At 72.0% G+C, this 22904-nt stretch carries 21 protein-coding genes, 1 pseudogene and 1 riboswitch; of the genes and pseudogenes, 10 read left to right on the top strand and 12 right to left on the bottom strand.

Annotation, left to right across the window (positions count from 1 at the left end):
• Positions 1 to 161: 161 nt before the first annotated feature.
• From JHN45_RS12060 to thiO, 3 genes are all read right to left on the bottom strand, one after another.
• Positions 162 to 956 carry a thiazole synthase gene (locus tag JHN45_RS12060; RefSeq protein ID WP_201049027.1) on the bottom strand — a complete coding sequence of 265 codons (795 nt, stop codon included), beginning with the start codon at positions 954 to 956 and terminating at the stop codon, positions 162 to 164.
• A gap of 3 nt (positions 957 to 959) precedes the next feature.
• Positions 960 to 1160 (bottom strand): sulfur carrier protein ThiS, encoded by a 201-nt coding sequence (gene thiS / locus JHN45_RS12055; RefSeq protein ID WP_201049026.1) that lies wholly within the window; start codon positions 1158 to 1160, stop codon positions 960 to 962.
• Positions 1157 to 2320: a glycine oxidase ThiO gene (gene thiO, locus JHN45_RS12050; protein WP_201049025.1), complete on the bottom strand. Its 1164-nt coding sequence runs from the start codon at positions 2318 to 2320 to the stop codon at positions 1157 to 1159. The genes thiS and thiO overlap by 4 nt, the downstream gene beginning before the upstream one ends.
• A riboswitch (TPP riboswitch) is annotated at positions 2318 to 2429 on the bottom strand. It overlaps the preceding gene by 3 nt.
• Before the next feature lie 52 nt (positions 2430 to 2481).
• On the opposite strand from thiO, the gene JHN45_RS12045 reads away from it, so the two are divergent.
• The 6 genes from JHN45_RS12045 to JHN45_RS12020 all read left to right on the top strand — a co-directional run bounded on the left by JHN45_RS12045 (position 2482) and on the right by JHN45_RS12020 (position 7384).
• Entirely contained in the window at positions 2482 to 2832 is a 351-nt protein-coding gene (locus JHN45_RS12045) for a hypothetical protein (protein WP_200711576.1), read from the top strand.
• A 32-nt stretch (positions 2833 to 2864) separates the two neighbouring features.
• Entirely contained in the window at positions 2865 to 4094 is a 1230-nt protein-coding gene (locus JHN45_RS12040; protein WP_201049024.1) for an NAD(P)/FAD-dependent oxidoreductase, read from the top strand.
• Positions 4095 to 4158: 64 nt separating this feature from the next.
• The gene (locus tag JHN45_RS12035) at positions 4159 to 4530 is read left to right on the top strand and encodes an Rv2175c family DNA-binding protein (protein ID WP_043675439.1); all 372 of its coding nucleotides are present in this window, start codon (positions 4159 to 4161) and stop codon (positions 4528 to 4530) included.
• A 111-nt stretch (positions 4531 to 4641) separates the two neighbouring features.
• On the top strand, positions 4642 to 5298 hold the full coding sequence (gene thiE / locus JHN45_RS12030) for a thiamine phosphate synthase (protein WP_200711574.1): 657 nt from the start codon (positions 4642 to 4644) through the stop codon (positions 5296 to 5298).
• 110 nt (positions 5299 to 5408) lie between these two features.
• Positions 5409 to 6332 (top strand): methylenetetrahydrofolate reductase [NAD(P)H], encoded by a 924-nt coding sequence (gene metF, locus JHN45_RS12025; protein ID WP_200711573.1) that lies wholly within the window; start codon positions 5409 to 5411, stop codon positions 6330 to 6332.
• 56 nt (positions 6333 to 6388) lie between these two features.
• On the top strand, positions 6389 to 7384 hold the full coding sequence (locus JHN45_RS12020; protein WP_201049023.1) for a hypothetical protein: 996 nt from the start codon (positions 6389 to 6391) through the stop codon (positions 7382 to 7384).
• Between the two features lie 3 nt (positions 7385 to 7387).
• Here the strand turns inward: JHN45_RS12020 and JHN45_RS12015 are convergent, their stop codons facing one another.
• From JHN45_RS12015 to JHN45_RS11995, 5 genes and pseudogenes are all read right to left on the bottom strand, one after another.
• Positions 7388 to 8899: an NAD(P)/FAD-dependent oxidoreductase gene (locus tag JHN45_RS12015; RefSeq protein ID WP_201049022.1), complete on the bottom strand. Its 1512-nt coding sequence runs from the start codon at positions 8897 to 8899 to the stop codon at positions 7388 to 7390.
• Between the two features lie 45 nt (positions 8900 to 8944).
• Positions 8945 to 9571, bottom strand: a complete 627-nt coding sequence (locus JHN45_RS12010) for a DUF4126 domain-containing protein (protein ID WP_200711569.1) — start codon at positions 9569 to 9571, stop codon at positions 8945 to 8947.
• A 365-nt stretch (positions 9572 to 9936) separates the two neighbouring features.
• Positions 9937 to 10566 (bottom strand): TetR/AcrR family transcriptional regulator, encoded by a 630-nt coding sequence (locus JHN45_RS12005; protein ID WP_200711568.1) that lies wholly within the window; start codon positions 10564 to 10566, stop codon positions 9937 to 9939.
• Positions 10567 to 10631: 65 nt separating this feature from the next.
• Complete coding sequence (locus JHN45_RS12000) at positions 10632 to 12716, bottom strand: YhgE/Pip family protein (protein WP_201049021.1); 2085 nt, start codon at positions 12714 to 12716, stop codon at positions 10632 to 10634.
• Positions 12688 to 13389, bottom strand: a pseudogene (locus tag JHN45_RS11995) (ATP-binding cassette domain-containing protein). The gene JHN45_RS12000 and the pseudogene JHN45_RS11995 overlap by 29 nt, the downstream one beginning before the upstream one ends.
• Positions 13390 to 13569: 180 nt before the next feature.
• Between JHN45_RS11995 and JHN45_RS11990 the strand changes: the two are divergent.
• From JHN45_RS11990 to JHN45_RS11980, 3 genes are all read left to right on the top strand, one after another.
• On the top strand, positions 13570 to 14109 hold the full coding sequence (locus JHN45_RS11990) for an SAV_6107 family HEPN domain-containing protein (RefSeq protein WP_200711565.1): 540 nt from the start codon (positions 13570 to 13572) through the stop codon (positions 14107 to 14109).
• Positions 14110 to 14352: 243 nt separating this feature from the next.
• A complete protein-coding gene (locus JHN45_RS11985) occupies positions 14353 to 15123 on the top strand; it encodes a methyltransferase (protein ID WP_200711564.1) in 771 nt (256 codons plus the stop codon).
• 277 nt (positions 15124 to 15400) lie between these two features.
• Positions 15401 to 15796: a DUF3040 domain-containing protein gene (locus JHN45_RS11980; protein ID WP_200711563.1), complete on the top strand. Its 396-nt coding sequence runs from the start codon at positions 15401 to 15403 to the stop codon at positions 15794 to 15796.
• 151 nt (positions 15797 to 15947) lie between these two features.
• Here JHN45_RS11980 and JHN45_RS11975 read toward each other — a convergent pair whose 3' ends face one another.
• From JHN45_RS11975 to JHN45_RS11960, 4 genes are all read right to left on the bottom strand, one after another.
• Positions 15948 to 18329, bottom strand: coding sequence for a DUF3488 and transglutaminase-like domain-containing protein (locus JHN45_RS11975; RefSeq protein WP_201049020.1), 2382 nt, complete (start codon positions 18327 to 18329; stop codon positions 15948 to 15950).
• Positions 18326 to 19690, bottom strand: a complete 1365-nt coding sequence (locus tag JHN45_RS11970) for a DUF58 domain-containing protein (protein WP_201049019.1) — start codon at positions 19688 to 19690, stop codon at positions 18326 to 18328. Before JHN45_RS11970 ends, JHN45_RS11975 begins: the two co-directional genes overlap by 4 nt.
• The gene (locus tag JHN45_RS11965) at positions 19690 to 20727 is read right to left on the bottom strand and encodes a MoxR family ATPase (RefSeq protein WP_200711560.1); all 1038 of its coding nucleotides are present in this window, start codon (positions 20725 to 20727) and stop codon (positions 19690 to 19692) included. Before JHN45_RS11965 ends, JHN45_RS11970 begins: the two co-directional genes overlap by 1 nt.
• Positions 20728 to 20964: 237 nt before the next feature.
• A complete protein-coding gene (locus tag JHN45_RS11960) occupies positions 20965 to 21513 on the bottom strand; it encodes a carbonic anhydrase (RefSeq protein ID WP_200711559.1) in 549 nt (182 codons plus the stop codon).
• Positions 21514 to 21928: 415 nt separating this feature from the next.
• On the opposite strand from JHN45_RS11960, the gene rsmH reads away from it, so the two are divergent.
• Positions 21929 to 22885, top strand: a complete 957-nt coding sequence (rsmH, locus tag JHN45_RS11955) for a 16S rRNA (cytosine(1402)-N(4))-methyltransferase RsmH (RefSeq protein WP_200711558.1) — start codon at positions 21929 to 21931, stop codon at positions 22883 to 22885.
• Positions 22886 to 22904 lie beyond the last annotated feature (19 nt).

Here is a 22904-nt window from a genome sequence, read left to right as displayed (position 1 = left end):
CGCATCGCACGCGCGGTCGGCCGCCGACGGCGAGGAACCTCCACAGGTGAGGTCCACTTTTCAACGGATGGCACGCACGGGCGGCCGCCGACGGCGAGGCACCCCCGCAGGAGAGGTCCACTTTTCAGCCGACCGTAAACGGGCGGTGCGCGGGTGGGAGATCAAAAGGCCGGACGCTCAGGGTCCAGCCGTGCCAGGCCCTCCGCGGGAGAAGACGCCTCGGCGAAGTGCCTACGGGGGATACGCCCCGCCCGGAACGCCAACCTCCCTGCCTCCACCGCCGCCCGCATGCCGGAGGCCATCAGCACCGGCTCCTGCGCCCGCGTCACCGCCGAGGCGAGCATCACCCCCGCGCACCCCAGTTCCATCGCGAACGCCGCGTCGGACGCCGTACCCGCCCCCGCGTCCAGAATCACCGGCACGCGCGCGTGCTCGGTGATCAGCTGGAAGTTGTGCGGGTTGCGGATGCCGAGCCCGGAGCCGATCGGCGACCCCAGGGGCATGATCGCCGCGCACCCGACGTCCTCCAGTTTCCGCGCGAGCACGGGATCGTCGTTCGTGTACGGCAGCACCGTGAACCCGTCGTCGACCAGGGTCTCGGCCGCGTCGAGCAGCTCGATGGGATCGGGGAGCAGCGTGCGCTCGTCCGCGATCACCTCGAGTTTGACCAGCGCCGTCCCGAGCGCCTCCCGCGCCAGCCGGGCCGTCAGCACCGCCTCGCCCGCCGTGAAACAGCCGGCCGTGTTGGGCAGCACCCGGATGCCGAGCCGCTCCAGGACGGACAGCACCGAGCCGTGCACGGAAGCGTTCACGCGCCGCATCGCGACCGTGGTGAGTTCCGTCCCGGAGGCCACCAGCGCGCGCTCCAGGACGTCGAGGCTGGGCGCGCCTCCGGTGCCCATGATCAGCCGGGACGTGAAGGACGTACCACCGAGGACGAAGGGGTCGTCGGCCATGGGTCAGCCTCCTTGGACGGCGGTGAGGACCTCGACGCGGTCTCCCTCGGAGAGGGAGGTCGAGGGCCACTCCGCGCGCGGGACGACGGTTTCGTTGAGGGCGGCGGCAACACCGGAGGGCGAAGGGGCCAGGGTGCGGACGAGGGTGTCGAGGGCCGTGCCGGGAGCGATCACCCGGGGCTCCCCGTTGACGGAGACGTTCATGCGGGCTGCTCCAGGAGTGCCGCGCGGGCGAACCGCTTCGGGGTGAACGGGCGTGCCTCGTCCGGGAGTTCGCCGGTGGCCAGCGCGTGCGCGAGGGCGTCGCCGGTGACCGGCGTGAGCAGTACGCCGTTGCGGTAGTGCCCGGTGGCCAGCAGCAGCCCGGGGAGTGCGGTCGGGCCGAGCAGCGGCGCGTTGTCGGGGGAGCCGGGGCGCAGTCCGGCCCGGGTCTCGGTGAGCGGCAGTTCGGTGATCCCGGGGACCAACTCGTGGGCGTCGCGCAGCAGTTCGTAGACCCCGCCGGCGGTCACCGTCGTGTCCCAGCCCAGCTCCTCGCTGGTGGCGCCGACGACCAGCTCGCCGTTCTCGCGCGGCACCAGATAGACATGGCTGCCGCGCACCACGGCCCGCACGGTCCGGCTCAGGAACGGCGCGTACCGCTCCGGCACGGTCAGCCGGAGCACCTGCCCCTTCACGGGCCGTACGGGCGGCAGAACGTCCTCGGGGACCCCCTTCAGCTGCCCGCTGAGGCTGCCGCCCGCGAGCACCACCTGGTCCGCGCCCAGCACGTCACCCTCGCGCGTGACGACCCCCGTGGCGCGGTCCTGCCCGACCGTGAGCCGCTCGGCCCACGTCCGGTGGAAGACGACCCCGGCGCGCTCGCACGCGGCCACCAGCGCCCGCGCCAGCCGCCGCGGGTCGACCTGGTGGTCCCCGTCGACCCGGAGCCCCCCGCGCACGCCCGGCGCGAGCATCGGCTCCAGGCGCCGGCACTCGCGCCCGGACAGCCACTCGGAGTCCAGGCCCGACCGGTGCTGCAGGGCGTGCAGTTCACGGAGGTGGGCGCGGTCGTCGGCGTCCAGAGCGACGGCGAGGGTGCCGCAGCGCCGGTAGCCGAGGTCCAGGCCGGTGAGGTCGGTCAGCTCGGCCGCGAAGTCCGGGTAGCGGTGCGCCGAGGCCAGGTTGAGGGCGAGCAGGGTCTGTTCGCCGTAGTGCAGTTCCGTGACGGCGGCCAGCATCCCGGCGGCCACCTGCGCGGCCCCGCCGCCCGGCTCGGGGTCCACCACGGCGGTCGCGAACCCGCGTTGGGCCGCCCGCCAGGCCGTGACCAGGCCGATGATCCCGCCCCCGACGACGAGGACGTCTGACGTACGTGTAGGCATGGGCGTCCAGCCCCTCCCTTCGCCGGCATGACCCGGATCAGGTTCGTACGGTCGGAGGCCGCCAGCCTCCCTCTCAGCCCGGTGCGTCCGGACTCCCGCGAGTGCTTGTACGTTGGCCACCCTAGCCCGTACCCCATGTCCCAGTAAGGGAGCCTCCGTCCATGGCCCGCTCGCTCGACGGTCTCGTCCTCGCCCCGGTCGCGGACCAGGCACCGGGGCAGGTCGGCACTCGCACCCGGTTCGCCTACCACGAGAAGGACGGCGAGATCTGGGCCGAGTACGCGGGCGGCGACGTCGTCCGCGGGCATCTCGTCGGCACGCGCGCAGGGGACCGGCTCGACTTCCGGTACGTACAGCTGAAGGCGGACGGGACGACGTCCTCTGGGCACTGTGTGTCCGAAGTGGTCGAGTTGTCCGACGGTCGCATCCGGCTCGACGAGACCTGGGAGTGGGAGTCGCAGCAGGGCAGCGGGACGAGTGTTGTGGAACAGGTCACTGAACGCGCCCCCTGACTGACGATTTGTCAGGTGTCTATGGTGATCGGATGAGCGAGCAGACACCGGGACAGGGCGCGGGCGCGGAACGGCGCGTGGTCGTCGTCGGCGCGGGCATGGCCGGGGTGCAGACCGCGGTCGCCCTGCGCGAACAGGGCTTCACCGGCACCGTCACCCTTCTCGGCGCCGAACCCCATCAGCCCTACGACCGGCCCCCGCTGTCGAAGGCGGTCCTGCTCGGCAAGGCCGAGGGCTCCGCCTTCGACGTCGACTTCGAGGCGCTCGGCATCGAACTCCGGCTCGGGCGCGAGGTGGTGGGCCTGCGCCCCGGAGACCACGAACTGGACACCGCCGAGGGCCCGGTGCCGTACGACGTCCTCGTCCTGGCCACCGGCGCCGAACCGATCCGACTCCCGGGTGCCGACGGCATCCCCGGGGTGCATCTGCTGCGCACCCTGGACGACGCCGAGCGGCTGCGGCCGGTGCTCGCGCGGCAGCACGACATCGTGGTCGTCGGCGCGGGCTGGATCGGCGCGGAGTTCGCCACGGCCGCGCGCGAGGCGGGCTGCGCGGTGACCGTCGTGGAAGCCGCCGACCGGCCGCTCGCGGGCGCGCTGCCCGCCGAGGTGGCCGCGCCGATGGCCGCCTGGTACGCGGACGCCGGAGCCGTGCTGCGCACGCACACGCGCGTGGAGCGCGTCGAGCCCGGCGCGGTGGTCCTCGACGACGGGACCCGGCTGCCCGCGGGAGCCGTCGTGGTCGGCATCGGCGCCCGCCCCGCCACCGGCTGGCTCGCGGACTCCGGCATCGAGCTTGGCGCCCACCGCGAGGTTGTGGCCGACGACCGGCTGCGCACCTCGGTGCCGGACGTGTACGCGGTCGGCGACTGCGCCTCCTTCCCTTCGGGGAGGTACGGCGAGCGACTTCTCGTCCACCACTGGGACAACGCCCTCCAGGGCCCGCGCACGGTCGCCGCGAACATCGTCGGCCAGAGCCCGGCGGTCTACGACCCGGTGCCGTACTTCTGGTCCGAGCAGTTCGGCCGCTTCGTCCAGTACGTCGGCCACCACGCGTCCGCCGACACGACCCTGTGGCGCGGCGACCCGGCCACCCCGGCCTGGACCGTCTGCTGGCTGCGCGGGGACCGCCTGGTGGCCCTTCTCGCGGTCGGCCGCCCCCGCGACCTGGCCCAGGGCCGCCGCCTGATCGAGTCGGGCACCCCGATGAATCCCGGACCGCTGGCCGACCCTTCTCTCCCGATGAAGGCCGCTATCGCCTAGTTCGTGACCCCGGGTCGGACCGGCCCGGCTTCCGACTGTCAGTCCGGGATGGCACGCTGTTTACGTGACCGAGATTGACGCAAAGATCGATGCTCTCGTCCCCGCCTGGCTCACGCTGCCCGACATCGCAGAGATGCTCGATGTCGAGGTGACACGCGTGCGGCAGCTGGTCAAGGACGGCCAAGTCATCGCCGTACGGCGTGGCGAGAACCGCGCACTGCACGTCCCCGCCGCCTTCATCGACGGGGCCGAGCAGAAGGTCGTCAAGGGCCTCACGGGGACCCTGACGCTCCTGCGGGACGACGGCTTCTCCGACGAAGAGATGCTGGAATGGCTCTTCACCCCCGACCCCAGCCTGCCCGGCACCCCCGCGCAGGCCCTGAGCGAGAATCGCGGCACGGAGGTGAAGCGCCGCGCCCAGGCGCTCGCCGTCTGATCCGGACGGCCGACCGGTGTACGGGCCGCGGCGCGCCCGCCCGTGGCCCGTACACGGCACCACCGCGCAACGACGACGAAAGACAGACGAAGGACAACGGGGGACCCAGCCATGCCCGACACCGCAGCCGCCGTCCGCGCGGAACTCGCCGACGCCCGGGTCTACCTCTGCACGGACGCCCGCAGACGGCAGGGCGACCTCGCGGAGTTCCTGGACGCGGTCCTGGCCGGCGGGGTCGACATCGTGCAGCTGCGCGACAAGGGCATGGAGGCCGCCGAGGAGCTGGAACACCTCCAGGTGTTCGCCGACGCCTGCGCCCGGCACGGCAGACTCCTCGCGGTCAACGACCGCGCGGACGTCGCCCACGCCGCCGGCGCCGACGTACTGCACCTGGGACAGGGCGACCTCCCGGTCCCCGCGGCCCGCGCGATCCTGGGCGACGACATCCTGATCGGCCGCTCCACGCACGCGGAGGCGGAGGCCGCCGCGGCCGCCGTCCAGGAGGGCGTGGACTACTTCTGCACGGGCCCGTGCTGGCCGACCCCCACCAAGCCCGGCCGCCACGCCCCCGGCCTCGACCTGGTCCGGTACACGGCCGCGCTGGGCACCGACCGCCCCTGGTTCGCCATCGGCGGCATCGACCTCGGCAACCTGGACGAGGTGCTCGAAGCGGGCGCCCGCCGGGTCGTCGTCGTACGGGCCATCACGGAGGCCGACGACCCGGGCGCGGCGGCGGCCGAGTTCGCGAAGCGGCTGCGGCAGCTCTGAGCGCCGTCCGGGTGTCGCGCTGTTGTCCGGTGGGTGGACAACGGGGCGACAAATCAGGCAAATTTCCGGTTCCGGTTGGGTCACCGCCGTCCCCTGACTAACCTGCGGGTATGGCCTTCGGAATCGCATCGACCAGGACGGATCGCGCACGGACGGTGCGCGACATGCTCGCGACCGGCAAGAACACGTACTCGTTCGAGTTCTCCGCGCCGAAGACCCCCAAGGGCGAGCGAAGCCTGTGGAGTGCGCTGCGGAGGGTCGAGGCGGTCGCCCCCGACTTCGTCTCCGTGACCTACGGCGCCGGCGGTTCGACCCGCGCGGGCACCGTCAAGGAGACCGAGCAGATCGTCGCCGACACCACGCTCACCCCGGTCGCCCACCTCACCGCGGTCGACCACTCCGTCGCCGAACTGCGCAACATCATCGGCCAGTACGCCGACGCCGGGATCCGCAACATCCTCGCGGTGCGCGGCGACCCGCCCGGCGACCCCATGGCCGACTGGGTGGCGCACCCGCAGGGCCTGACGTACGCGGCCGAACTGGTCCGGCTCATCAAGGAGTCGGGCGATTTCTGCGTCGGTGTCGCCGCCTTCCCGGAGCTGCACCCGCGCTCCCCGGACTGGGACACGGACGTGCGGCACTTCGTCGACAAGTGCCGGGCAGGCGCCGACTACGCCATCACCCAGATGTTCTTCCGCCCGGAGTCCTATCTTCGCCTGCGCGACCGGGTCGAGGCGGCAGGCTGTGCCACGCCGGTCATCCCCGAGGTCATGCCGGTGACCAGCGTGCGGATGCTGGAGCGGTTGCCGCAGCTCAGCAACGCCGTCATCCCGGACGCTCTGAAAGAGCGAATCCTCACAGCCAAAGACGATCCGGCGGCTGTACGCTCGATCGGAATCGACTTCGCCACGGAGTTCTGCGCCCGGCTGCTGGCCGAGGGAGTGCCCGGACTGCACTTCATCACGCTCAACAACTCCACGGCGACGCTGGAAATCTACGAGAACCTGGGCCTGCACCACCCACCGCGGGCCTAGACCGGCCGCCCGGACATACGACACACTGCGTAGCGGCCACTGGGAGAGGGGCGTACATGGGCTGGACGGTCCTCTACATCGCGTTCGGCATCGTCGCACTGTGGTTGCTCGGTGAGGTGCTGCTGCAGTACAAGGCGCGGCTGCGCTGGCGACTGCTGGCCTTCGTCGGCTTCCTGGGCGTCGTGCTCGGCGTACTGATGCCCTCTGTCGTCGTGATCGGACTGGGCGCGGTGGCCTTCGCCATCGGCCAGACCTACGTCACGCTGTCGTTCCGCCGCGGCTTCGAAGCGGGCTGGGCGGTCTCCGGCCGGCCGGGCGTCGGCGGCTTCAAGCGCCGCGGCGAACCGGACGAGCAGGACCCGGGCGCGGACGCCTCCGGCCTCGACTCGACGGGCTCGCAGCCCGCCTTCCAGGACTACGGCCGCAACGCCGACTTCGGCCAGGACGACGACTTCGACCGCGACGACGTCTTTACCCCGAACCGCCCGCTCGACCCCACGGCCGCCGAGACCACCTCGGTCTACGAGCCGCAGCCCCTGCCGGACGACACCGGCTCCTACGGCGTCTACAGCGCCACCGCCTACGCGAACGCCGCCGACCCGAACTACGCGGGCACGGACCAGGCCTACGCGGCAGCGGCGGCCGGCCAGACCCAGGACCAGGCCTACGCGGCGGCCGACCAGCAGCAGTACGGCTACGACACCTACGCGGGCTACGACCAGCAGCAGTACGGCTACGACACGACCGGCCAGCAGCAGTACGCGGCCTACTCCGACCCGTACATCGGCACCCAGACCTACGGCGGCGCCACGTACGACACGGGCTACGACGGCCAGCAGCAGTATCCCCAACAGGGCTACACGCAGGACCAGTACGGCAACGGCGGCTATGTCGGCGAGACCCCGGCCGGCGGGGTCTGGGTCCCGCAGCAGCGCAACGACGAGACCTACGGCGGCGAGGTCCCGGGGGACCAGCAGTACTACCAGGGCGACGGCCAGCAACAGCAGCAGCCGCAGTCGGGCCCCGGCTACGACGAGCAGTACCGTTTCTGAAGCCTACTGAGACCCTCTGAACTGCGGTCCCTCCACGATCAGTCCGGCCACCAGCGCCCCCGACATTCCGGCGTGCGGGAGCCCGCCGCCGGGGTGCGACCAGCCGCCGACCCGGTAGAGCCCGGGCAGGCGCGTGGTGTTCGCGGGGTGCAGGAAACGGCCCCCGCCGGCGGCGAGCGACGGGGCGGGCACACCACCGAAGCGGGCACCCGTCTCGTCCTCCGTGTGCTCGGGGGTGCGCACCTCGTGCCAGAGCAGGCGCTCCCGCAGATCCGGTACGGCGGACTCGGCGGCCTTGAGGAGGAAGTCGGTGCAACGCGCGACCGTGCCCTCCTCTCCCCAGCCGGCCTCGCTCGACAGCACGCCGGACACCACCGCCGACTCGTGCTCGCCGTCCGGCCGCAGCGCGGGGTCGTCCGGGCGCAGCACCGTCACCGTGGGGCAGCGGGGCTCGTCGCCGCCCGGGGCGGCCAGGAAGTCCAACTCGGCCTCCCGGTCCGGCGCGTGGACCACCGTCCGGTGGACGGCTCCGGCCTCGCGCGGGCCGCGCAGGGCCAGCAGCAGCGTCAGGCGGGCCGGCCTGGGCGAGACCCGGTCGGCGCGCACGTCACCGTCCTCGTCCAGTGGATGTTCCGTCAGGGCCCACAGGCGCACCGGGTCCACGTCCGCCACGACATGATCCGCCTCGACCACGGTCCCGTCGCCCAGCTCAACCCCCGCCGCCCGTCCGTCCTTCTCCAGGACCCGGGTGACCTCGGCCCCGAAGACGAACTCGACCTTCCGCGCCATACACCGCTCGTACACCGTGCGCGCCAACTCCCGTATGCCACCCCGCACATACCAGGTACCGAAGGCGTGCTCCATGTACGGCAGCACGGCCGCGCTCGCCGGAGCGGACCGGGGGTGGAGGCCGTACGCGAGGGCGTGGCTCTCCAGGAGGGCCGTCAGACGGTCGTCGCGCAGTTCCCAGGCGCCGATCTCGGCGAGGGTGCTCGCCCGGCGGGTGCGCAGCAGCTTCTTGTGCGGGACCGCCGGATAGGGCTCCTGGTCCGCCAGTACCGACCAGTTGGGCCACAACGGCTCCTCCAGGAGGGGCCTGCGGGTGCGGTCCCAGGCCTCGCGGGCCCGGATCAGGAAGTCGCCCCAGCGCTGCCCCGCGCCGCCGCCCAGCGCCTCGTCCAGGGCCGTGACGACGCCCGCGCGGGAGGCGTTCGGCAACGACACCTCCGTGCCGTCCGCGAAGACGTGCCGCGAGGACGGGTCGACCTGGACCAGCTCGACCAGGTCCTCCAGCGGCTCCTTGCCGGTCTTGATGAACAGATCGCGGTAGACCGCGGGCACGGTCAGCAGCCCGGGGCCGGTGTCGAAGGAGAAACCGTCCCGCTCGAAGCGGCGCACCGCGCCGCCGTACGTCTCCGTACGCTCGTACACCGCCACCCGGTGGCCCGCGACGGCCAGCCGGGCAGCGGCCGCCATCGCGCCCATGCCGGCGCCGATCACCGCAATCCGTGCCATGCCTGCGACTTTATCGGCCGCCACTGACAGTCCGGTCACGGGCCGTCACCAGGGCGGCCGGTCCGGTGGCCCTCCCACCTGCGAGGCCAGCCGTTTCTCCTCGCGGAGCTGGGCCCGGCGGCGCAGGAACCTACGGATCCGCGAGACCAGGAAGAACAGGACCGTCAGCCCGGCCGCCAGCAGCACGGCCGCGATGATCGCCGCCGCCTGCGGATGGAACATCGCGAACGAGACGATCCCGCCGACCCCGAGATCCTCCGCGAGGCTCACCACGATGTTGCTGAACGGCTCCGGCGAGGTGTTGATCGCCATCCGTGTCCCGGCCTTGACCGTGTGGCTGGCCAGCGCGGTCGAACCGCCGATCAGCCCCGCCGCCACATCGTTCAACGATCCGCTGTGTCCGGCGAGCACCGCGCCGACCCACGCCCCGGCGGCCGGCCGGATCAGGGTGTGCACGGAGTCCCACGCGGAGTCGACGTAGGGGATCTTGTCGGCGACCGCCTCGCACAGGAACAGCACGGCCGCTGTGACGAGGACCTCAGGGCGTTGCAGCGACTCGGGGACGGCGTCGCTCACCCCGGTCGCGCCGAAGACACCGAGCAGCAGCACCACCGCGTAGGCGTTGATGCCGCTGGCCCAGCCGCTGGTGAAGACCAGGGGGAGTACGGACACGGAGGTGATGGTAACCACTCGGCAACAGCGCGTCCTGGGCCTGAGTGCGTACGGCTGAGTATGCGTACCTAGGGAGTGAGATGAGTACGCGCGCGGATGGGGCGCGACCTGCGCGAACGAGAGAGTGGAGACACGGAAAGGGGCGCGGCTCCGGTACCGCCGACACGGGGCGGCGGAACGGGGCGCGCGCCCTTGGCCGCTCCTTCCGCCGGAACGTCGGCGGAAGCGAGGCACGGGGGAGCCCAGGGGGACTGACCAACGGGGGTTCCAACGGGGGAAACGTACGGGGGAGCACAAGGGAGCGCCGGTTCGGGGCGGCCCGCGGGGGACGCGGCCACAACGGACCGGCGCTTCTGTGCGTGCGCTCAGTGCCCCCCGCTGACCCGGCCCTGGAGCAGCCGGGACAGCGCCGAGTGGACGTCGTCCAGGGAGCGCTCCGGCTGGAACGACTGCCAGTCCAGGGCGGCCACCAGGACCATCCCGACCAGTGCGGCGGCCGTCAGCCGGACATCGATCTCGGGGCTGAACTCGCCGTTGGCCACGCCCGCGTGCAGCACGTCCTCGATGGCCGCGTTCACCTGCTGGCGCACCACCATGAGCGTGGACTGCCAGGCGCGGTTGGTGCGGTAGAGCTCGGCCACGTAGAGCTGGGTGAAGGACGGGTAGTGGGCGATGAAGCCGAGGCCCGCGCGGATCATCGCGTCCAGGGCGTCCACTTTGCTGCCGCCGTCCCGCGCGGTCTGCTCGGCGGCCTCTCTCAGAGAGGCGGTGAGGAGGCCCACGCCGTGTCGCAACAGCTCCTCGAAGAGGACGGACTTGCTCGCGAAGTTGTAGTAGACGGTGCCCTTCGCGACCCCGGCACGCTCGGCGATCTCGTCCACCGTGGTGGCCGAGAAGCCCTGTTCGGCGATGAGCGTGACGGCCGCCTCGTAGAGCTTCTGCCGGGTGGCCTCGCGGCGCGTGCTGCCGCCCGACGGGGTGCTGCTGCTTTCCATGGGCCTGATTGTCACAGGCCCGGCCGCGGCGCCGGGCACGGGTGCCGAGCTCCTGGGCGGGGTCGTCACAGGCTCAGCTCCGGATGCAGCCGGTCCAGGGTCCACACCTGGCGGCGGCGCGCGGACAGCGCGGTCAGCGCGAGCGCGCCCGCGGTGAAGGCGACGAGCACCACGCACGCGTGCCACACGGGTTCCAGACCGCCGCCCGTGATGAGCCTCCGTAGGGCCTCGACGACGTAACTCATCGGCAGGAAGGGGTGGATCGCGTTGAAGAAGCCGGGGCTGGTCTGCACCGGATAGGTGCCGCCCGCCGACGTCAACTGGAGCATCAGCAGGGCGAGTACGAGGATCCGGCCCGCCGCCCCGAAGCGCGCGTTCAGCCACTGCACGATCGCCGCGAAGCACGCCGTCACCAGGAACAGGAAGCCGACCGTGCCGGCCGCGTGCGTCATCTGCAGACCGATCGCCCAGTGCAGTACGGCCATCAGGGCCACCGTCTGGAGCACCCCGACCGCGACCACCGGCAGCCAGCCCGCGAGTGCGATCCGTAGGGCCGGGGCACCTGCGGCGAGCGCGCGCCGGTTCATGGGCGTGATCAGCATGTAGGCCACCATCGCGCCCACCCACAGGGACAGCGGGATGAAGTACGGGGCGAATCCGGTGCCGTAGTTGGGCGCCTTGTGCAGGTCCTGGGAGGCCAGTTGGACCGGGTCGGCCATGACGCCGGTGCGCTGGTCGCGGTCCTGCTTGTCGTAGTCGGGGATCTGGGCGGCGCCGTCGTGCAGTCCGCCGGCGAGCTTCCCGGAGCCGTCCACGAGCTTGTACAGGCCGCCGCTGAGGTCCACAGCGCCGGTCTTCAGCCTGCCGACCCCGGTGTCCAGGGCGGTCGCGCCGGTCTTGGCCGTACCGAGCCCGGTGTGCAGGGTCCTGGCGCCCGCGGCGACCTTCCCGGCGCCGTCGTTCAGCTTGTTGATCCTGGCCACCGCGTCGTCGAGATCCTCGGAGAGGTGCGGTGCGCGGTCGGCGAGTGCCTGGGCCTGTGTCTGGAGGGTGCGCAGGTTCGTGTCGAGCTGCTTCAGGTCGCCGTTCTGGTCGGCCACCAGGCTGTCGACGTCGTCGGCGACCTTCGCCACGTCGGAGGCGGCCTGGGCGGCCTTCTTGAGGTCGGGGCAGGCGGCGTCGTCGAGGACGGCGGTTTCGCAGCGCGCCCTGTAGACGTCGTCCAGGGTGTCCGAGGCCGCGTGCGCGCCCTTGGCGGCGACCGGGGCCGTCTTCACGAGGACGCCGAGATTGGCGCGGATCGTCCTCGCCGAGTCGGCGACCAGCTGGGCCGTGTCCCCGATGGTCTTCTCGTTGTCCTTCAGGAAGGGCCCCACCTTGTCGGCGACCCCGTTGACCGTGTCGGCGAGGGTCTGCGTCCCGGCCGCGACCTGCTTCGAACCGTCCTCCAGGCCGCCCGCGCCCGTGTCGAGCTTCTTCAGGCCCTTGGAGAGCTTCCCACTGCCCTTCTTGGCGTCCTTCAGGCCGTCGGCGAGATCCTTGGAGCCCGCCTCGGCCGTGCCGATCCCGCCCTTGAGCTGGTCGGCGCCGTCGGCCGCCTTCACGGTCTGCCCGTGGATGTCGGAGAACGACACGAAGATCCGGTCCAGGAAGGTCCGCGAGGCCTTGGTGGACGCGGCCGAGCGCACCTCGCTGAACACCGTCCGGGAGATCTGCCCGACGATGTAGTTGTTCGCGTCGTTCGTGCGCACCTGGAGCGCGCCCGTCTCGGGAGAGTCGCCCGCACTGGAGGCGATGCGCGAGCTGAAGTCGGCCGGCATGGTCAACGACAAGTAGTACGTGCCGTCCTCGACGCCCTTCCGCGCGGTGGCCGCACTCACCTCGTGCCACTCGAAGGTCTTGCTGTCGAGCAGCCCTTCGGTGATGGAGTCGCCGGCGGCGAGCTTCTTCCCGTCGGCGGTGACGCCCTTGTCGTCGTTGACGAGCGCCACGGGGATGCGGTCCAAGCGGCCGTACGGGTCCCAGAAGGACCACAGGTACAGGGCGCCGTACAGCAGCGGCAGCAGCAGGAGGGCGACGAGCGCGGCGCGCGGCAGCTTGCCCCTGCCGAAGCGCCTGAGCTCAAGCGCGGCCAGTCGTGGCGCGTGCATCGGCCTTCTCCGTTCCTTCGGTTCCTTCGGCGGACACCGCCACGACAGTCGTTCCGGAATCCGCGAGGGACCTCAACAGGTCCCAGATCTCCGCCCGTTCGGCGTCCGAGAGCTTGAGATCGACGTCGTCCACGCCGAGCAGGGCGGGCCGCCCGATCAGCGCCAGCGCGATGGACAGCCGCAACTCCTGCGGCCGTTCCAGATCCCGTACGGCGGTCCGGGCGCCCTTGGGCAGGGCGTCGAGGTCGAGACCGGCCGCGGTCAGCGCCCCCTCGATCCGCAGCCGCGCCTAGGCCGCCCGCTCGGACCGCGGCCGCAGCAGCGCGCGCACGGAGTCCCCGAACCGCCGTTGCAGCGCGGCCCGTTCGCGCAGATGCTCGCCGACGGTCAGTGCCGGGTCGAGGTCGGTGACCCCGGCGACATTGGCCAGCGCGCCGACCCGCCGTACGGCCGCCGACTGCTTCGGCAGCGCCAACTCGCCCACGCGGGCGGTCCCTTCGGACGCCTTCATCCGCCCGGTGAGCGCGAGCAGCAGGCTCGTACGCCCGGACCCCGACGGCCCTTCGACGGCGATCAGCGAGCCCGGCCCGGCGTCCAGGGAGATCCCCCGGAACGCCCAGCCGCGCGGCCCCTTGACCCCGAAGTCCTCGGCCGTGACACCGACCCCACCCACGGTTCCCCATCCCCTGATGCCGAACTCTTTTGAACTGACTGGTCAGTGCAAAAACTAACGCGAACCTTCGATCGAAGCAAAAGCGCAGGTCAGAACGGATTGTCAGTGCCATACCTCACGATGGGCACATACGGCACTACCTGACAGGGCGTGCCGTCACACGACGACAGGAGGTTCGTCATGGCCAACTCGTCCGCAGCCGCCGCCCGTCGGCGCCGCGCCTCCGGCCCTGCCCCCTCACTGACCGGCCCGGCGAGCGACGTACACCCCGTGCTCCGCCGGGCCACGGCCCCGCCCGCCGCCCTCGACCTGCTCGCCCAGGCCCGCGCCGGACTGGACGAGGCAGCCGTCCTCGAAACGCCGAACGAGCGTTACGCGACGGCCCACCTCGCCGCCCTGCGCACCGCCGCCGCGGTCCTCGCCGCACGAGCCCAGCCGGAGACCGGCGCCCGGCGCCGGGCCCGCATCCGCAGCGCCTGGGAAGTACTCCCCGAGATAGTCCCCGAACTCACCGAGTGGAGCGCCCTGTTCGCCTCCGGTGCCCGGCGCCGCGCCCGGGCCGAGGCGGGCATCCAGGGCGCGGCGACCCGCCGGGACGCCGACGACCTCATACGCGACGTGGCGATGTTCCTGCGCCTGGTGGAGCGGATGCTCGTCCTCCAGCCGGTCCTGCCCCAGCCACGCCAGGACCCGGAGCGGCCGGGGGACCGAGCGGGATGAACTTCGGTGAGGTGGAGCGCCCAAAGGGGCGCGGGGAACGGCGCGACCAGCCCCCACTGGCCCCTGGTTCATCACTGCTCCTACCAGCGGAGCGCTTCCGCGCGAGACACATGACCAGGTACGGCACCGGAGGCAATAGGGTGGAGGGCGCCTGAAGCCTTCCCTCCACCCCTGCCGGTGCGGAGGAGGCAGCCCGTTCGCTCCGCCGTGCTCAGGCGGTGCCGCGCCGAGGAGTCAACTGCCGTGTCGGACCCGAGCCGCCCCCGCGCCTCCCTCCGTACCGCCGTGGTCTGGGACGTCCTTCAGGACGCCCTCGACCGCCGGGTCAAGGCCACGGGTCGGGACGCGCTGGACGTCCTCGACACCGGAGGCGGCAGCGGCAACTTCGCGGTGCCCGTCGCCCGCCTCGGCCACCGCGTCACCGTCGTCGACCCCAGCCCAAACGCGCTGTTCGCGCTGGAGCGCCGCGCTGCCGAGGCCGGTGTCGCCGACCGCGTGCGGGGCGTCCAGGGCGACGCGCACGGCCTCTTCGACGTGGTCGAGCGCGGCGGCTACGACGCGGTGCTGTGCCACGGCGTCCTGGAGTACGTCGACGACCCCGCCGAGGGCGTCCGTACCGTGGTGGCCGCGCTGCGCCCCGAGGGCGTCCTCAGCCTGCTCGCCGCCGGACTCGGCGGTGCCGTCCTCGCGCGCGCCCTCGCCGGCCACTTCACGGAGGCCCGCCAGGCCCTCACCGACCCGAACGGCCGCTGGGGCGCCGCCGACCCCGTCCCGCACCGCTTCACCGCCGAGCAGCTCACCGCGTTCGTCCAGGGCGCGGGCCTCGACGTCGGCGCCGTGCACGGGGTGCGGGTCTTCGCCGACCTGGTCCCCGGAGTGCTCGTGGACACCGAGCCCGGCGCCCTGGACGCGCTGCTGAAGCTGGAGGCCGCGGCGGCCGAGCTCCCGGCGTACCACTCCGTGGCCACGCAGCTTCATGTGCTCGGCGAGACGCGGGGTGCCGGCGAGGCCTGAGTGGCCTCCCGTGGCGGAGCCCTGATCAGGGGCTCGGCCGCACATGGAGTACGCCACAGGCCCCCCGATCGCGGGCCCGGCGCCGTATGATCGAGGGAGACCGCCCGGCATGACAGGACGGCCGCTGGGGAATGGAAGCTTCAGCGAGTCGGAACAGCCATGACGGGTTCCGGTTGGCCAATTGGCGTAGAGGGGCGGGTTTCACGGGGGCGATTCCCTGCCTATCCTGAAGGGACCCCCCGGGTCGCCCCGGCGACTGCACGATGAGGAGGACTCCGTGCCGCTCTCGGAGCACGAGCAGCGAATGCTTGAGCAGATGGAGCGAGCGCTGTACGCCGAAGACCCCAAGTTCGCGACAGCGCTCGAAGGAAGCGGCCTGCGCACGTACACCCGGCGACGGGTCTACCAGGCGGTGGCCGGCTTTCTCGTAGGTATCGCGCTCCTCATCGCCGGCATGGTCACGCTGCAGATTTGGGTCAGCGTGGTGGGATTCCTCGTCATGCTGGGCTGCGCGGTACTCGCCGTGACCGGCTGGCGCAAGGCTCCGAAGCCCGGCGAACAGCCCGCAGCGGGCGCCGCGCCCGCCGGCCGTCAGGCACGGCAGCGGCGCTCGGTCATGGACCGTATCGAGCAGCGCTGGCAGCGGCGCCGCGACGAGCAGCAGGGCCAGTAACGACGGCCCGGCTCCGCACGAAGCGAGACGCCCCGGAACACGAGTGAGGGGGTGACCACCGAACCGGTGGTCACCCCCTCCCGTATGCCCGGCCCCTCGGCCCCTCGGTCCTCGACCCCTCAGCCGCTTCCGCGGAGGAGGGGCCGGGGCCTCAGCCCTGCTGTCCCGACGGCTTGCGCAGGGTCGGCCGGATCGCCGCCACCCGCGTCGTCACGGATGCCCACCAGGCCGACAGCGCCCACACCACCCGGACGGTCGAGCGCGGGGCGACCAGTGCGCGCAGCCGCGTGGAGCGGCCCGCCGTGTCCTGGAAACCGACGATCACCCGGCGCACGTCCTGGGTGAGCCCCGCCGCCAGTTGCGGCCTGGGGGCGTAGAGGACCTGCTCCACGGCGTCCGCCACCCGGTGCACCGAGGCGGCGGTCGGCGGATCGAGATGCCCGAGCCGCACGATCCGGGCGGCGGCCTTGCGCGGGGTCAGCGAATCGTCCGGCGAGATCCCGAAGTCCCAGGCCGTATCGGTCAGTTCCTCCCAGACCGCCAGGGTGTGGAGGGCCGCGTCCGTCGCCGTACGACCGTGTGCGCCCAGCCGTACCGAGCGCGCACGGGCCCGCCACAGCATCGGCGAGAACGGGATCGTCAGCAGCAGCAGTGCTCCCAGGCCCAGCAGCGACATCTTCAGGTACCACCACGGGCCCCTGCCGTCGTCGCCCGCCGCGAGCGCCGGGGCCTGGCTCGTGCAGCCGTCCAGCTTCCGCAGCTGGGCCGTGCAGCTCTCGCTCGCCGAGGGGGCGGCCGAGGGGGCCGTGCTCGTCGAGGCCGAGGGCTTGGCCGGGTCCGGGATGTCACTGCCGGGGGTGGTCGACTGGGTGTACGACGGCACCGAGCCCCGATTGGGGGTCGGCTCGAAGCGGGTCCAGCCGATGCCCTCGAAGTACAGCTCGGGCCAGGCGTGCGCGTCCTTCAGGCCCACCGACACCGACTGGTCGGCCTCCGGGGTGCCGGGTGCGAAGCCCACCGCGACCCGGGCCGGGATGCCCAGGGTGCGGGCCATCGCCGCCATCGCGAAGGAGAAGTGGACGCAGAAACCCTGCTTGTCCTTGAGGAACTTCGCTATCGCGTTGCGGCCGGTACCGACGTCCACCTGGGTGTCGTACTGGAAGCCGCCGGTCACCGCGAAGTAGTCCTGGAGCTTGACCGCCTGCTCGTAGGCGTTCGCCGAGCCCGCGGTGACCCGGCGGGCGGTCTGGGCCACCACCGCGGGCAGCGAGTTCGGCACCTTGGTGTACTGGTCCTTCAGGGCCTTCGACGGCGCCGGCGCGGTGGCCAGCTGCTCCGCGGTCGGCTCCACGTCCAGGCTGGTGACCGTGTAGGTCACCCCCCGCGTGTTCTGGCCGTGGTCCCCCACGACCGTCATGCCCACGGGCTCGTAGCGCCAGCTGCCGTCGATGCTCACATGGCTGGGCGGGTACGGCATCGGCAGCCAGTCCTGGGCGTACCAGTCCGCGGCCGAGATCCGGGTCTTGATCTCCGCGCGCTTGACGTCGGCGCCGAGACCGGTCGGGGTGGGGAACGTGTTGGGCACGCTTTCGATGTGCCGCTGCGACGGCTTCCAGGTGATGCCGTCGAAGTCGTCCAGGGACACGATCCGCAGATACATGTCCGAGATGTCGTTCGTGGTGGTGCGCAGGGACAGGACCTGGCGGTTCTCGTCCACGTTCAGGCTGTCGCGCAGCGAGACCAGCGGGTTGACCGCGGAGATCGTGCCGCCGCTCCCGGTGCCTGCGCCCACACCGGTCCCGGCGGCGTCCAGCAGACCGCCCGAGATCGTGGGCAGCGGCAGCAGGGCGATGGCCAGCGCGACCGCGCCGATCCGTCGCCCGGTGCGGACCGGGGCGAGTGGTCCGGAGGAGTCCGAACCAGGGGTGGTGCGTGGCGCCCCGCCGAAGACCCGGCCCCACTGGGCGAGCCGGTCCCGGCCCTCGGACAGGAGCAGCATCAGATAGCCCGCCGCCGCGAGCAGGAACCACAGCCAGTCGGCACTGCTGTCGGAGAGTCCGGCGGCGACCGAGTAGAGGGCGAGCAGTGGCAGCCCGGCCGGAGCCGCGCTGCGGAAGGTGACCGCGAGCGTGTCCACCGCGAGGCCGATCACCAGCACACCGCCGATGATCATCAGCCGGATGCCGTCGTGCAGCGGGGCCGGGATCGCGTACCGGGAGACGTCGTCGGAACCCTGCTGCAGCAGGTCGGCGAAGTGCTGGAAGGCCTGGGGGCCCGGGACGATCCCGGCGAAGGCCTGCTCACGGGCGAAGACCAGGGTCAGCATCAGCAGCGTGACCAGGGCCTGCACGGCGACGGTCAGCGGCCGGGCCAGCGGGACCCGCCGGGTTGCCGCGCCCACCCCGGCCTGGATCGCCAGCATGAAGCCGGCCTGGAAGATCCAGATCGCCGGGGAGACCAAGGGGGTCAGTGCGGTGGACGCCAGCATGGTCGCCACCCAGGCGCAGAACGCCAGTCGTGCCCGCCCGCTCATCCCCATCCCTCCCCGAGACCGGCCGCGGTGATGCCGTTGCGCTCCTGGTCGGCGCGCTGCCACAGCTCGGTCAGGGACGCGCCGCGCGGCACGCCCACGGCGGTCCAGCCCGCGTCGCGCAGCATCCGCAGCCGCTCCTCCTGCTCGTTCTCCGCGTCGGGTACGTCGGTCGACTCGCGCACCCAGCCGCTGCTGTCGAGCACGAAGGCGAGGGCGCCACCGCTGCGCTGCCGCATCCGGGCGACGATCGCCGCCTGTTCCTCGTCGAGGTCGCCGAAGAAGGCCACCAGCAACCCTTCGTTTCCGCCGCGCAGCAGGTCGTAGGCACGGGACAGGCCCTCGCCGTCCGAGTGGTCGATCACCGCGAGGGTGTCCATCATCAGCCCGGCCGCGTCCGCCGACTCCTGGCTCGCGCCCGCGAACCCGTCGGCGCCCTCGCCGGGCACCGAGTTGCCGGTGTCGGTCGACAGCCGTACGGAGAAGCCCCGTTCCAGCATGTGCACCAGGACGGAGGCGGCGCCCGACACGGCCCACTCGAAGGCCGAGTCCGGGCCCTGGCCCGCGAAGGCGATGCCACGGGTGTCGAGGAGCACCGTGCAGCGGGCGCGCTGTGGCTGCTCCTCGCGGCGCACCATCAGCTCGCCGTAGCGGGCGGTGGAGCGCCAGTGCACGCGGCGCAGGTCGTCGCCGTAGCGGTAGCCGCGCGGGATCACGTCGTCCTCGCCGGCCAGGGCCAGCGAGCGGTTGCGTCCGTCGCCGTAGCCCTTGGCCTCGCCGCTGAGGCGGACCGGGGGCAGGGCCTCCACGCGCGGGATCACGGTCAGGGTGTCGAACGTCGAGAAGGAGCGGGTCAGTTCGCACATCCCGAACGGGTCCGTCAGGCGCAGCTGCAGCGGGCCCAGGGGGTAGCGTCCGCGCAGGTCGGAGCGGACCCGGTAGGACACCTCGCGCCGGCCGCCCGCCTCGACCCGGTCCAGGACGAACCGGGGGCGCGGGCCGAGCACGTAGGGCACCCGGTCCTGGAGCATCAGCAGGCCCGTGGGCAGCCGCGAGACGTTGTCCATCCGCAGATGGACGCGGGCCTCGCTGCCGGCGGGCACGCGCGCGGGGGTGAGCCGGCGGCTGCCGGCGACCCGGTACCGGGTGCGGTAGAGCACGGTCGCGCAGACCAGGGGGAGCACGGCCAGCAGCAGCCCGACCCGGAGCAGGTCGCCCTGTCCCAGGACGTACGCGCAGACGGCCGCCGCGATACCGGCGGCCAGGAACGAGCGACCGCGGGTGGTCAGCCCCGCCAGGGCCGTACGGACACCACCCTTCTCGTCCCGCTCGGGCTCCGGGACCCCCGGCCCCCCGGCGGCCATCACAGCCTCCGGGGCGGCTGCTCGCCGTAGGACGCCGGGCCGCGGCCCATGCCGAAGCTGCTCTGCTGCGGCGGCGCCGCGGGCACGGGGGTGCGCTGCAGGATCTCCTGGACGACCTGCTCCGCCGTACGGCGGTTCAGCTGGGCCTGGGCGGTGGGCAGCAGGCGGTGGGCCAGGACCGCGACCGCGAGCGCCTGGATGTCGTCCGGCAGCGCGTACTCACGGCCGCTCAGGGCGGCGGACGCCTTCGCCGCGCGCAGCAGATGCAGCGTCGCGCGCGGTGAGGCGCCGAGTCTGAGGTCGGGGTGGGTGCGGGTGGCGGAGACCAGGTCCACCGCGTATCTGCGCACCGGCTCGGCGACATGGACGCCGCGGACCGCCTCGACCAGCTTGACGATGTCGTGCGCGTGGGCCACGGGCTGGAGGTCGTCCAGCGGGCTCACCCCGCCGTGGATGTCCAGCATCTGCAGCTCGGCCTCCGCGCTGGGATAGCCGATGGAGACCCGGGCCATGAAACGGTCGCGCTGCGCCTCGGGCAGCGGATAGGTGCCCTCCATCTCGACCGGGTTCTGCGTGGCCACCACCATGAAGGGGCTGGGCAGCTCGTAGGTCTGGCCGTCGCTGGTGACCTGCCGCTCCTCCATCGACTCCAGGAGCGCGGACTGCGTCTTCGGCGAGGCGCGGTTGATCTCGTCGCCGATCACGATCTGGGCGAAGATGGCGCCCGGTTTGAACTCGAAGTCCTGCCGCTGCTGGTCCCAGATGGACACACCGGTGATGTCCGAGGGCAGCAGGTCCGGCGTGAACTGGATTCGCCGCACCGAACAGTCGATCGACCGTGCCAGCGCCTTGGCCAGCATTGTCTTGCCCACGCCCGGAACGTCCTCGATCAGAAGATGTCCCTCGGCGAGCAGCACGGTCAGCGAAAGCCGTACGACCTCGGGCTTGCCCTCGATCACTCCTTCCACCGAACTGCGGACTCGCTCCACAGTGGCGGTCAGATCTGTAAGGCTCGCTCGATCGTCATAGGTCGTCACCCGGCCCTCCTCGGCCCGTTCTTTCCATGGGCCGACGCGCGCGCTGCGGATCGGCCCACCCCGAAACACGGACGGCACGCGGGAAAAGTTCCGCGTGACGCCACACCCGCATTCTTGTTGCCGTTACCGGTTCGTGTCACTCGCCTGTGGACAACTGCCTTCGCTTTGTCGGGTCTTACGACCTTTTGGGCGGTCCCAGTGCTGAGCTTTTCGAAATTTTCGGGGCGGGCGGGCGCGTCAGGCGGGGTCGATCTCGCGCAGCAGACCCGACTTCACGTCGAACACGAAGCCGCGCACATCATCAGTGTGCAGCAGGAACGGCGAGGTGCGCACACGCTGCATGGACTGCCGTACGTCCTGTTCCACGTCCCGGAAGGCCTCCACCGCCCAGGCGGGGCGCTGGCCGACCTCCATCTCCAGGTCGTGCCGGAACTCCTCGGTGAGGGACTCCAGGCCGCAGCCGGTGTGGTGGATGAGCACGACACTGCGGGTGCCGAGCGCCCGCTGGCTGATGGTGAGGGAGCGGATGACGTCGTCGGTGACGACACCCCCCGCGTTGCGAATGGTGTGGCAGTCGCCGAGCTGGAGGCCGAGCGCCTTGTGCAGGTCGAGACGGGCGTCCATGCAGGCCACGACCGCCACCTGGAGGACGGGGTGGGCGTCCATTCCGGGATCGGTGAATTCGGCAGCGTACTGGGCGTTGGCGTCGACAAGGCGGTCCGTCACGGTCCCGCCGTGGGCTATGGCGCCTTCGGACTCTGTGGGTACGGATGCGGAGGTCGTCATACCTATGACGGTACTGGTCACCGGCGGTGCGGTCTTGGTGTGAGATGGGAAAAAGGGCGTCATCGTGTCCTCTTGTGAGGTAACCCACACGGGTGGCGGGGGTGCGCCCGCGTGGGTGATTCTTCCCGGTTTGAGGCTTCGCACGCACCCCGGCCCGCGACGCGCAGGCCGGTTGATTGACCGTGAGACAGCGTGGACTAAAGTTGCGCGAAGCGGGAGGCGAGGCCTCCCTGCTGGACTTTTCCCGGAGGCTCCGGCGACTTTCCGGATTCTCCCCACGTGCGCGGCGCGTACGTACGGCTCGGCCTCCTCCCGCTCCCGGTCGGCTGACGCTTCCGGCGCCGGCAGGCCTCCCCTTCGTGAGCGGGCGGGGACCCGGCGGTGCGTACGGGCCCGCCGGACCTGAGAGGGCCCCTTGAGCAACAGTCGACACGTCCCGGTGATGCTCCAGCGGTGCCTGGACCTGTTGGCACCCGCCCTGGAGCGGCCGGGAGCGGTGGTCGTCGACTGCACGCTCGGCCTCGGCGGCCACAGCGAGGCACTGCTCACCCGCTTCCCGGAGGCCCGCCTGGTCGCCCTGGACCGCGACAAGGAGGCCCTGCGCCTCTCCGGCGAGCGCCTCGCCCCCTTCGGGGAGCGCGCCACCCTCGTGCACGCCGTCTACGACGAACTGCCCGACGTACTGGAGCGACTCGGCCTCGCGCGCGTGGAGGGCGTCCTGTTCGACCTCGGCGTCTCCTCCATGCAGCTGGACGAGGCCGACCGCGGCTTCGCCTACGCCCAGGACGCGCCCCTCGACATGCGCATGGACCAGACGACCGGCATCAGCGCCGCCGAGGTCCTCAACACCTATGCGCCCGGTGAACTCGTCCGCATCCTGCGGGCGTACGGCGAGGAGAAGCAGGCCAAGCGGATCGTGTCCGCGGTCGTACGGGAACGCGACAAGGAGCCGTTCAGCAACAGCGCGCGGCTCGTCGAGCTGATCCGCGACTCGCTGCCCCAGGCCGCCAAGCGCACCGGCGGCAACCCGGCCAAGCGCACCTTCCAGGCGCTGCGCATCGAGGTCAACGGCGAACTGTCCGTCCTGGAGCGGGCGATCCCCGCCGCCGTGAAGTCCCTTGCCGTGGGCGGCCGGATCGCCGTCCTGTCGTACCACTCGCTCGAAGACCGCCTGGTGAAGCAGGTGTTCGCGGCCGGCGCCGCCAATACCGCGCCTCCTGGGCTGCCTGTTGTGCCCGAGCAGTACCAGCCCCGGCTCAAGCTCCTGACGCGCGGTGCCGAACTTCCCACCGAGGAAGAGGTCGCCGAGAACCGGCGGGCGGCACCCGCGCGGCTGCGGGGGGCCGAGCGCATCAGGGAGGACATCGGGTGAGTACGTACCAAGTCGGTGC

Source organism: Streptomyces sp. MBT53, assembly GCF_016654115.1.
In the GTDB taxonomy this organism is placed as follows: domain Bacteria; phylum Actinomycetota; class Actinomycetes; order Streptomycetales; family Streptomycetaceae; genus Streptomyces.
The sequence above is the reverse complement of the archived record's forward strand: the minus strand, read 5'-3'. Positions and strand labels throughout refer to the sequence as shown.

Excerpts from the sequence above, each read along its gene's own strand:
- JHN45_RS12060 (WP_201049027.1), bottom strand. The coding sequence starts at position 956 with ATGGCCGACGACCCCTTCGTCCTCGGTGGTACGTCCTTCACGTCCCGG.
- thiS (WP_201049026.1), bottom strand. The coding sequence starts at position 1,160 with ATGAACGTCTCCGTCAACGGGGAGCCCCGGGTGATCGCTCCCGGCACG.
- thiO (WP_201049025.1), bottom strand. The coding sequence starts at position 2,320 with ATGCCTACACGTACGTCAGACGTCCTCGTCGTCGGGGGCGGGATCATC.
- JHN45_RS12045 (WP_200711576.1), top strand. The coding sequence starts at position 2,482 with ATGGCCCGCTCGCTCGACGGTCTCGTCCTCGCCCCGGTCGCGGACCAG.
- JHN45_RS12040 (WP_201049024.1), top strand. The coding sequence starts at position 2,865 with ATGAGCGAGCAGACACCGGGACAGGGCGCGGGCGCGGAACGGCGCGTG.
- thiE (WP_200711574.1), top strand. The coding sequence starts at position 4,642 with ATGCCCGACACCGCAGCCGCCGTCCGCGCGGAACTCGCCGACGCCCGG.
- metF (WP_200711573.1), top strand. The coding sequence starts at position 5,409 with ATGGCCTTCGGAATCGCATCGACCAGGACGGATCGCGCACGGACGGTG.
- JHN45_RS12020 (WP_201049023.1), top strand. The coding sequence starts at position 6,389 with ATGGGCTGGACGGTCCTCTACATCGCGTTCGGCATCGTCGCACTGTGG.
- JHN45_RS12015 (WP_201049022.1), bottom strand. The coding sequence starts at position 8,899 with ATGGCACGGATTGCGGTGATCGGCGCCGGCATGGGCGCGATGGCGGCC.
- JHN45_RS12005 (WP_200711568.1), bottom strand. The coding sequence starts at position 10,566 with ATGGAAAGCAGCAGCACCCCGTCGGGCGGCAGCACGCGCCGCGAGGCC.
- JHN45_RS12000 (WP_201049021.1), bottom strand. The coding sequence starts at position 12,716 with ATGCACGCGCCACGACTGGCCGCGCTTGAGCTCAGGCGCTTCGGCAGG.
- JHN45_RS11990 (WP_200711565.1), top strand. The coding sequence starts at position 13,570 with ATGGCCAACTCGTCCGCAGCCGCCGCCCGTCGGCGCCGCGCCTCCGGC.
- JHN45_RS11975 (WP_201049020.1), bottom strand. The coding sequence starts at position 18,329 with ATGAGCGGGCGGGCACGACTGGCGTTCTGCGCCTGGGTGGCGACCATG.
- JHN45_RS11970 (WP_201049019.1), bottom strand. The coding sequence starts at position 19,690 with ATGGCCGCCGGGGGGCCGGGGGTCCCGGAGCCCGAGCGGGACGAGAAG.
- JHN45_RS11960 (WP_200711559.1), bottom strand. The coding sequence starts at position 21,513 with ATGACGACCTCCGCATCCGTACCCACAGAGTCCGAAGGCGCCATAGCC.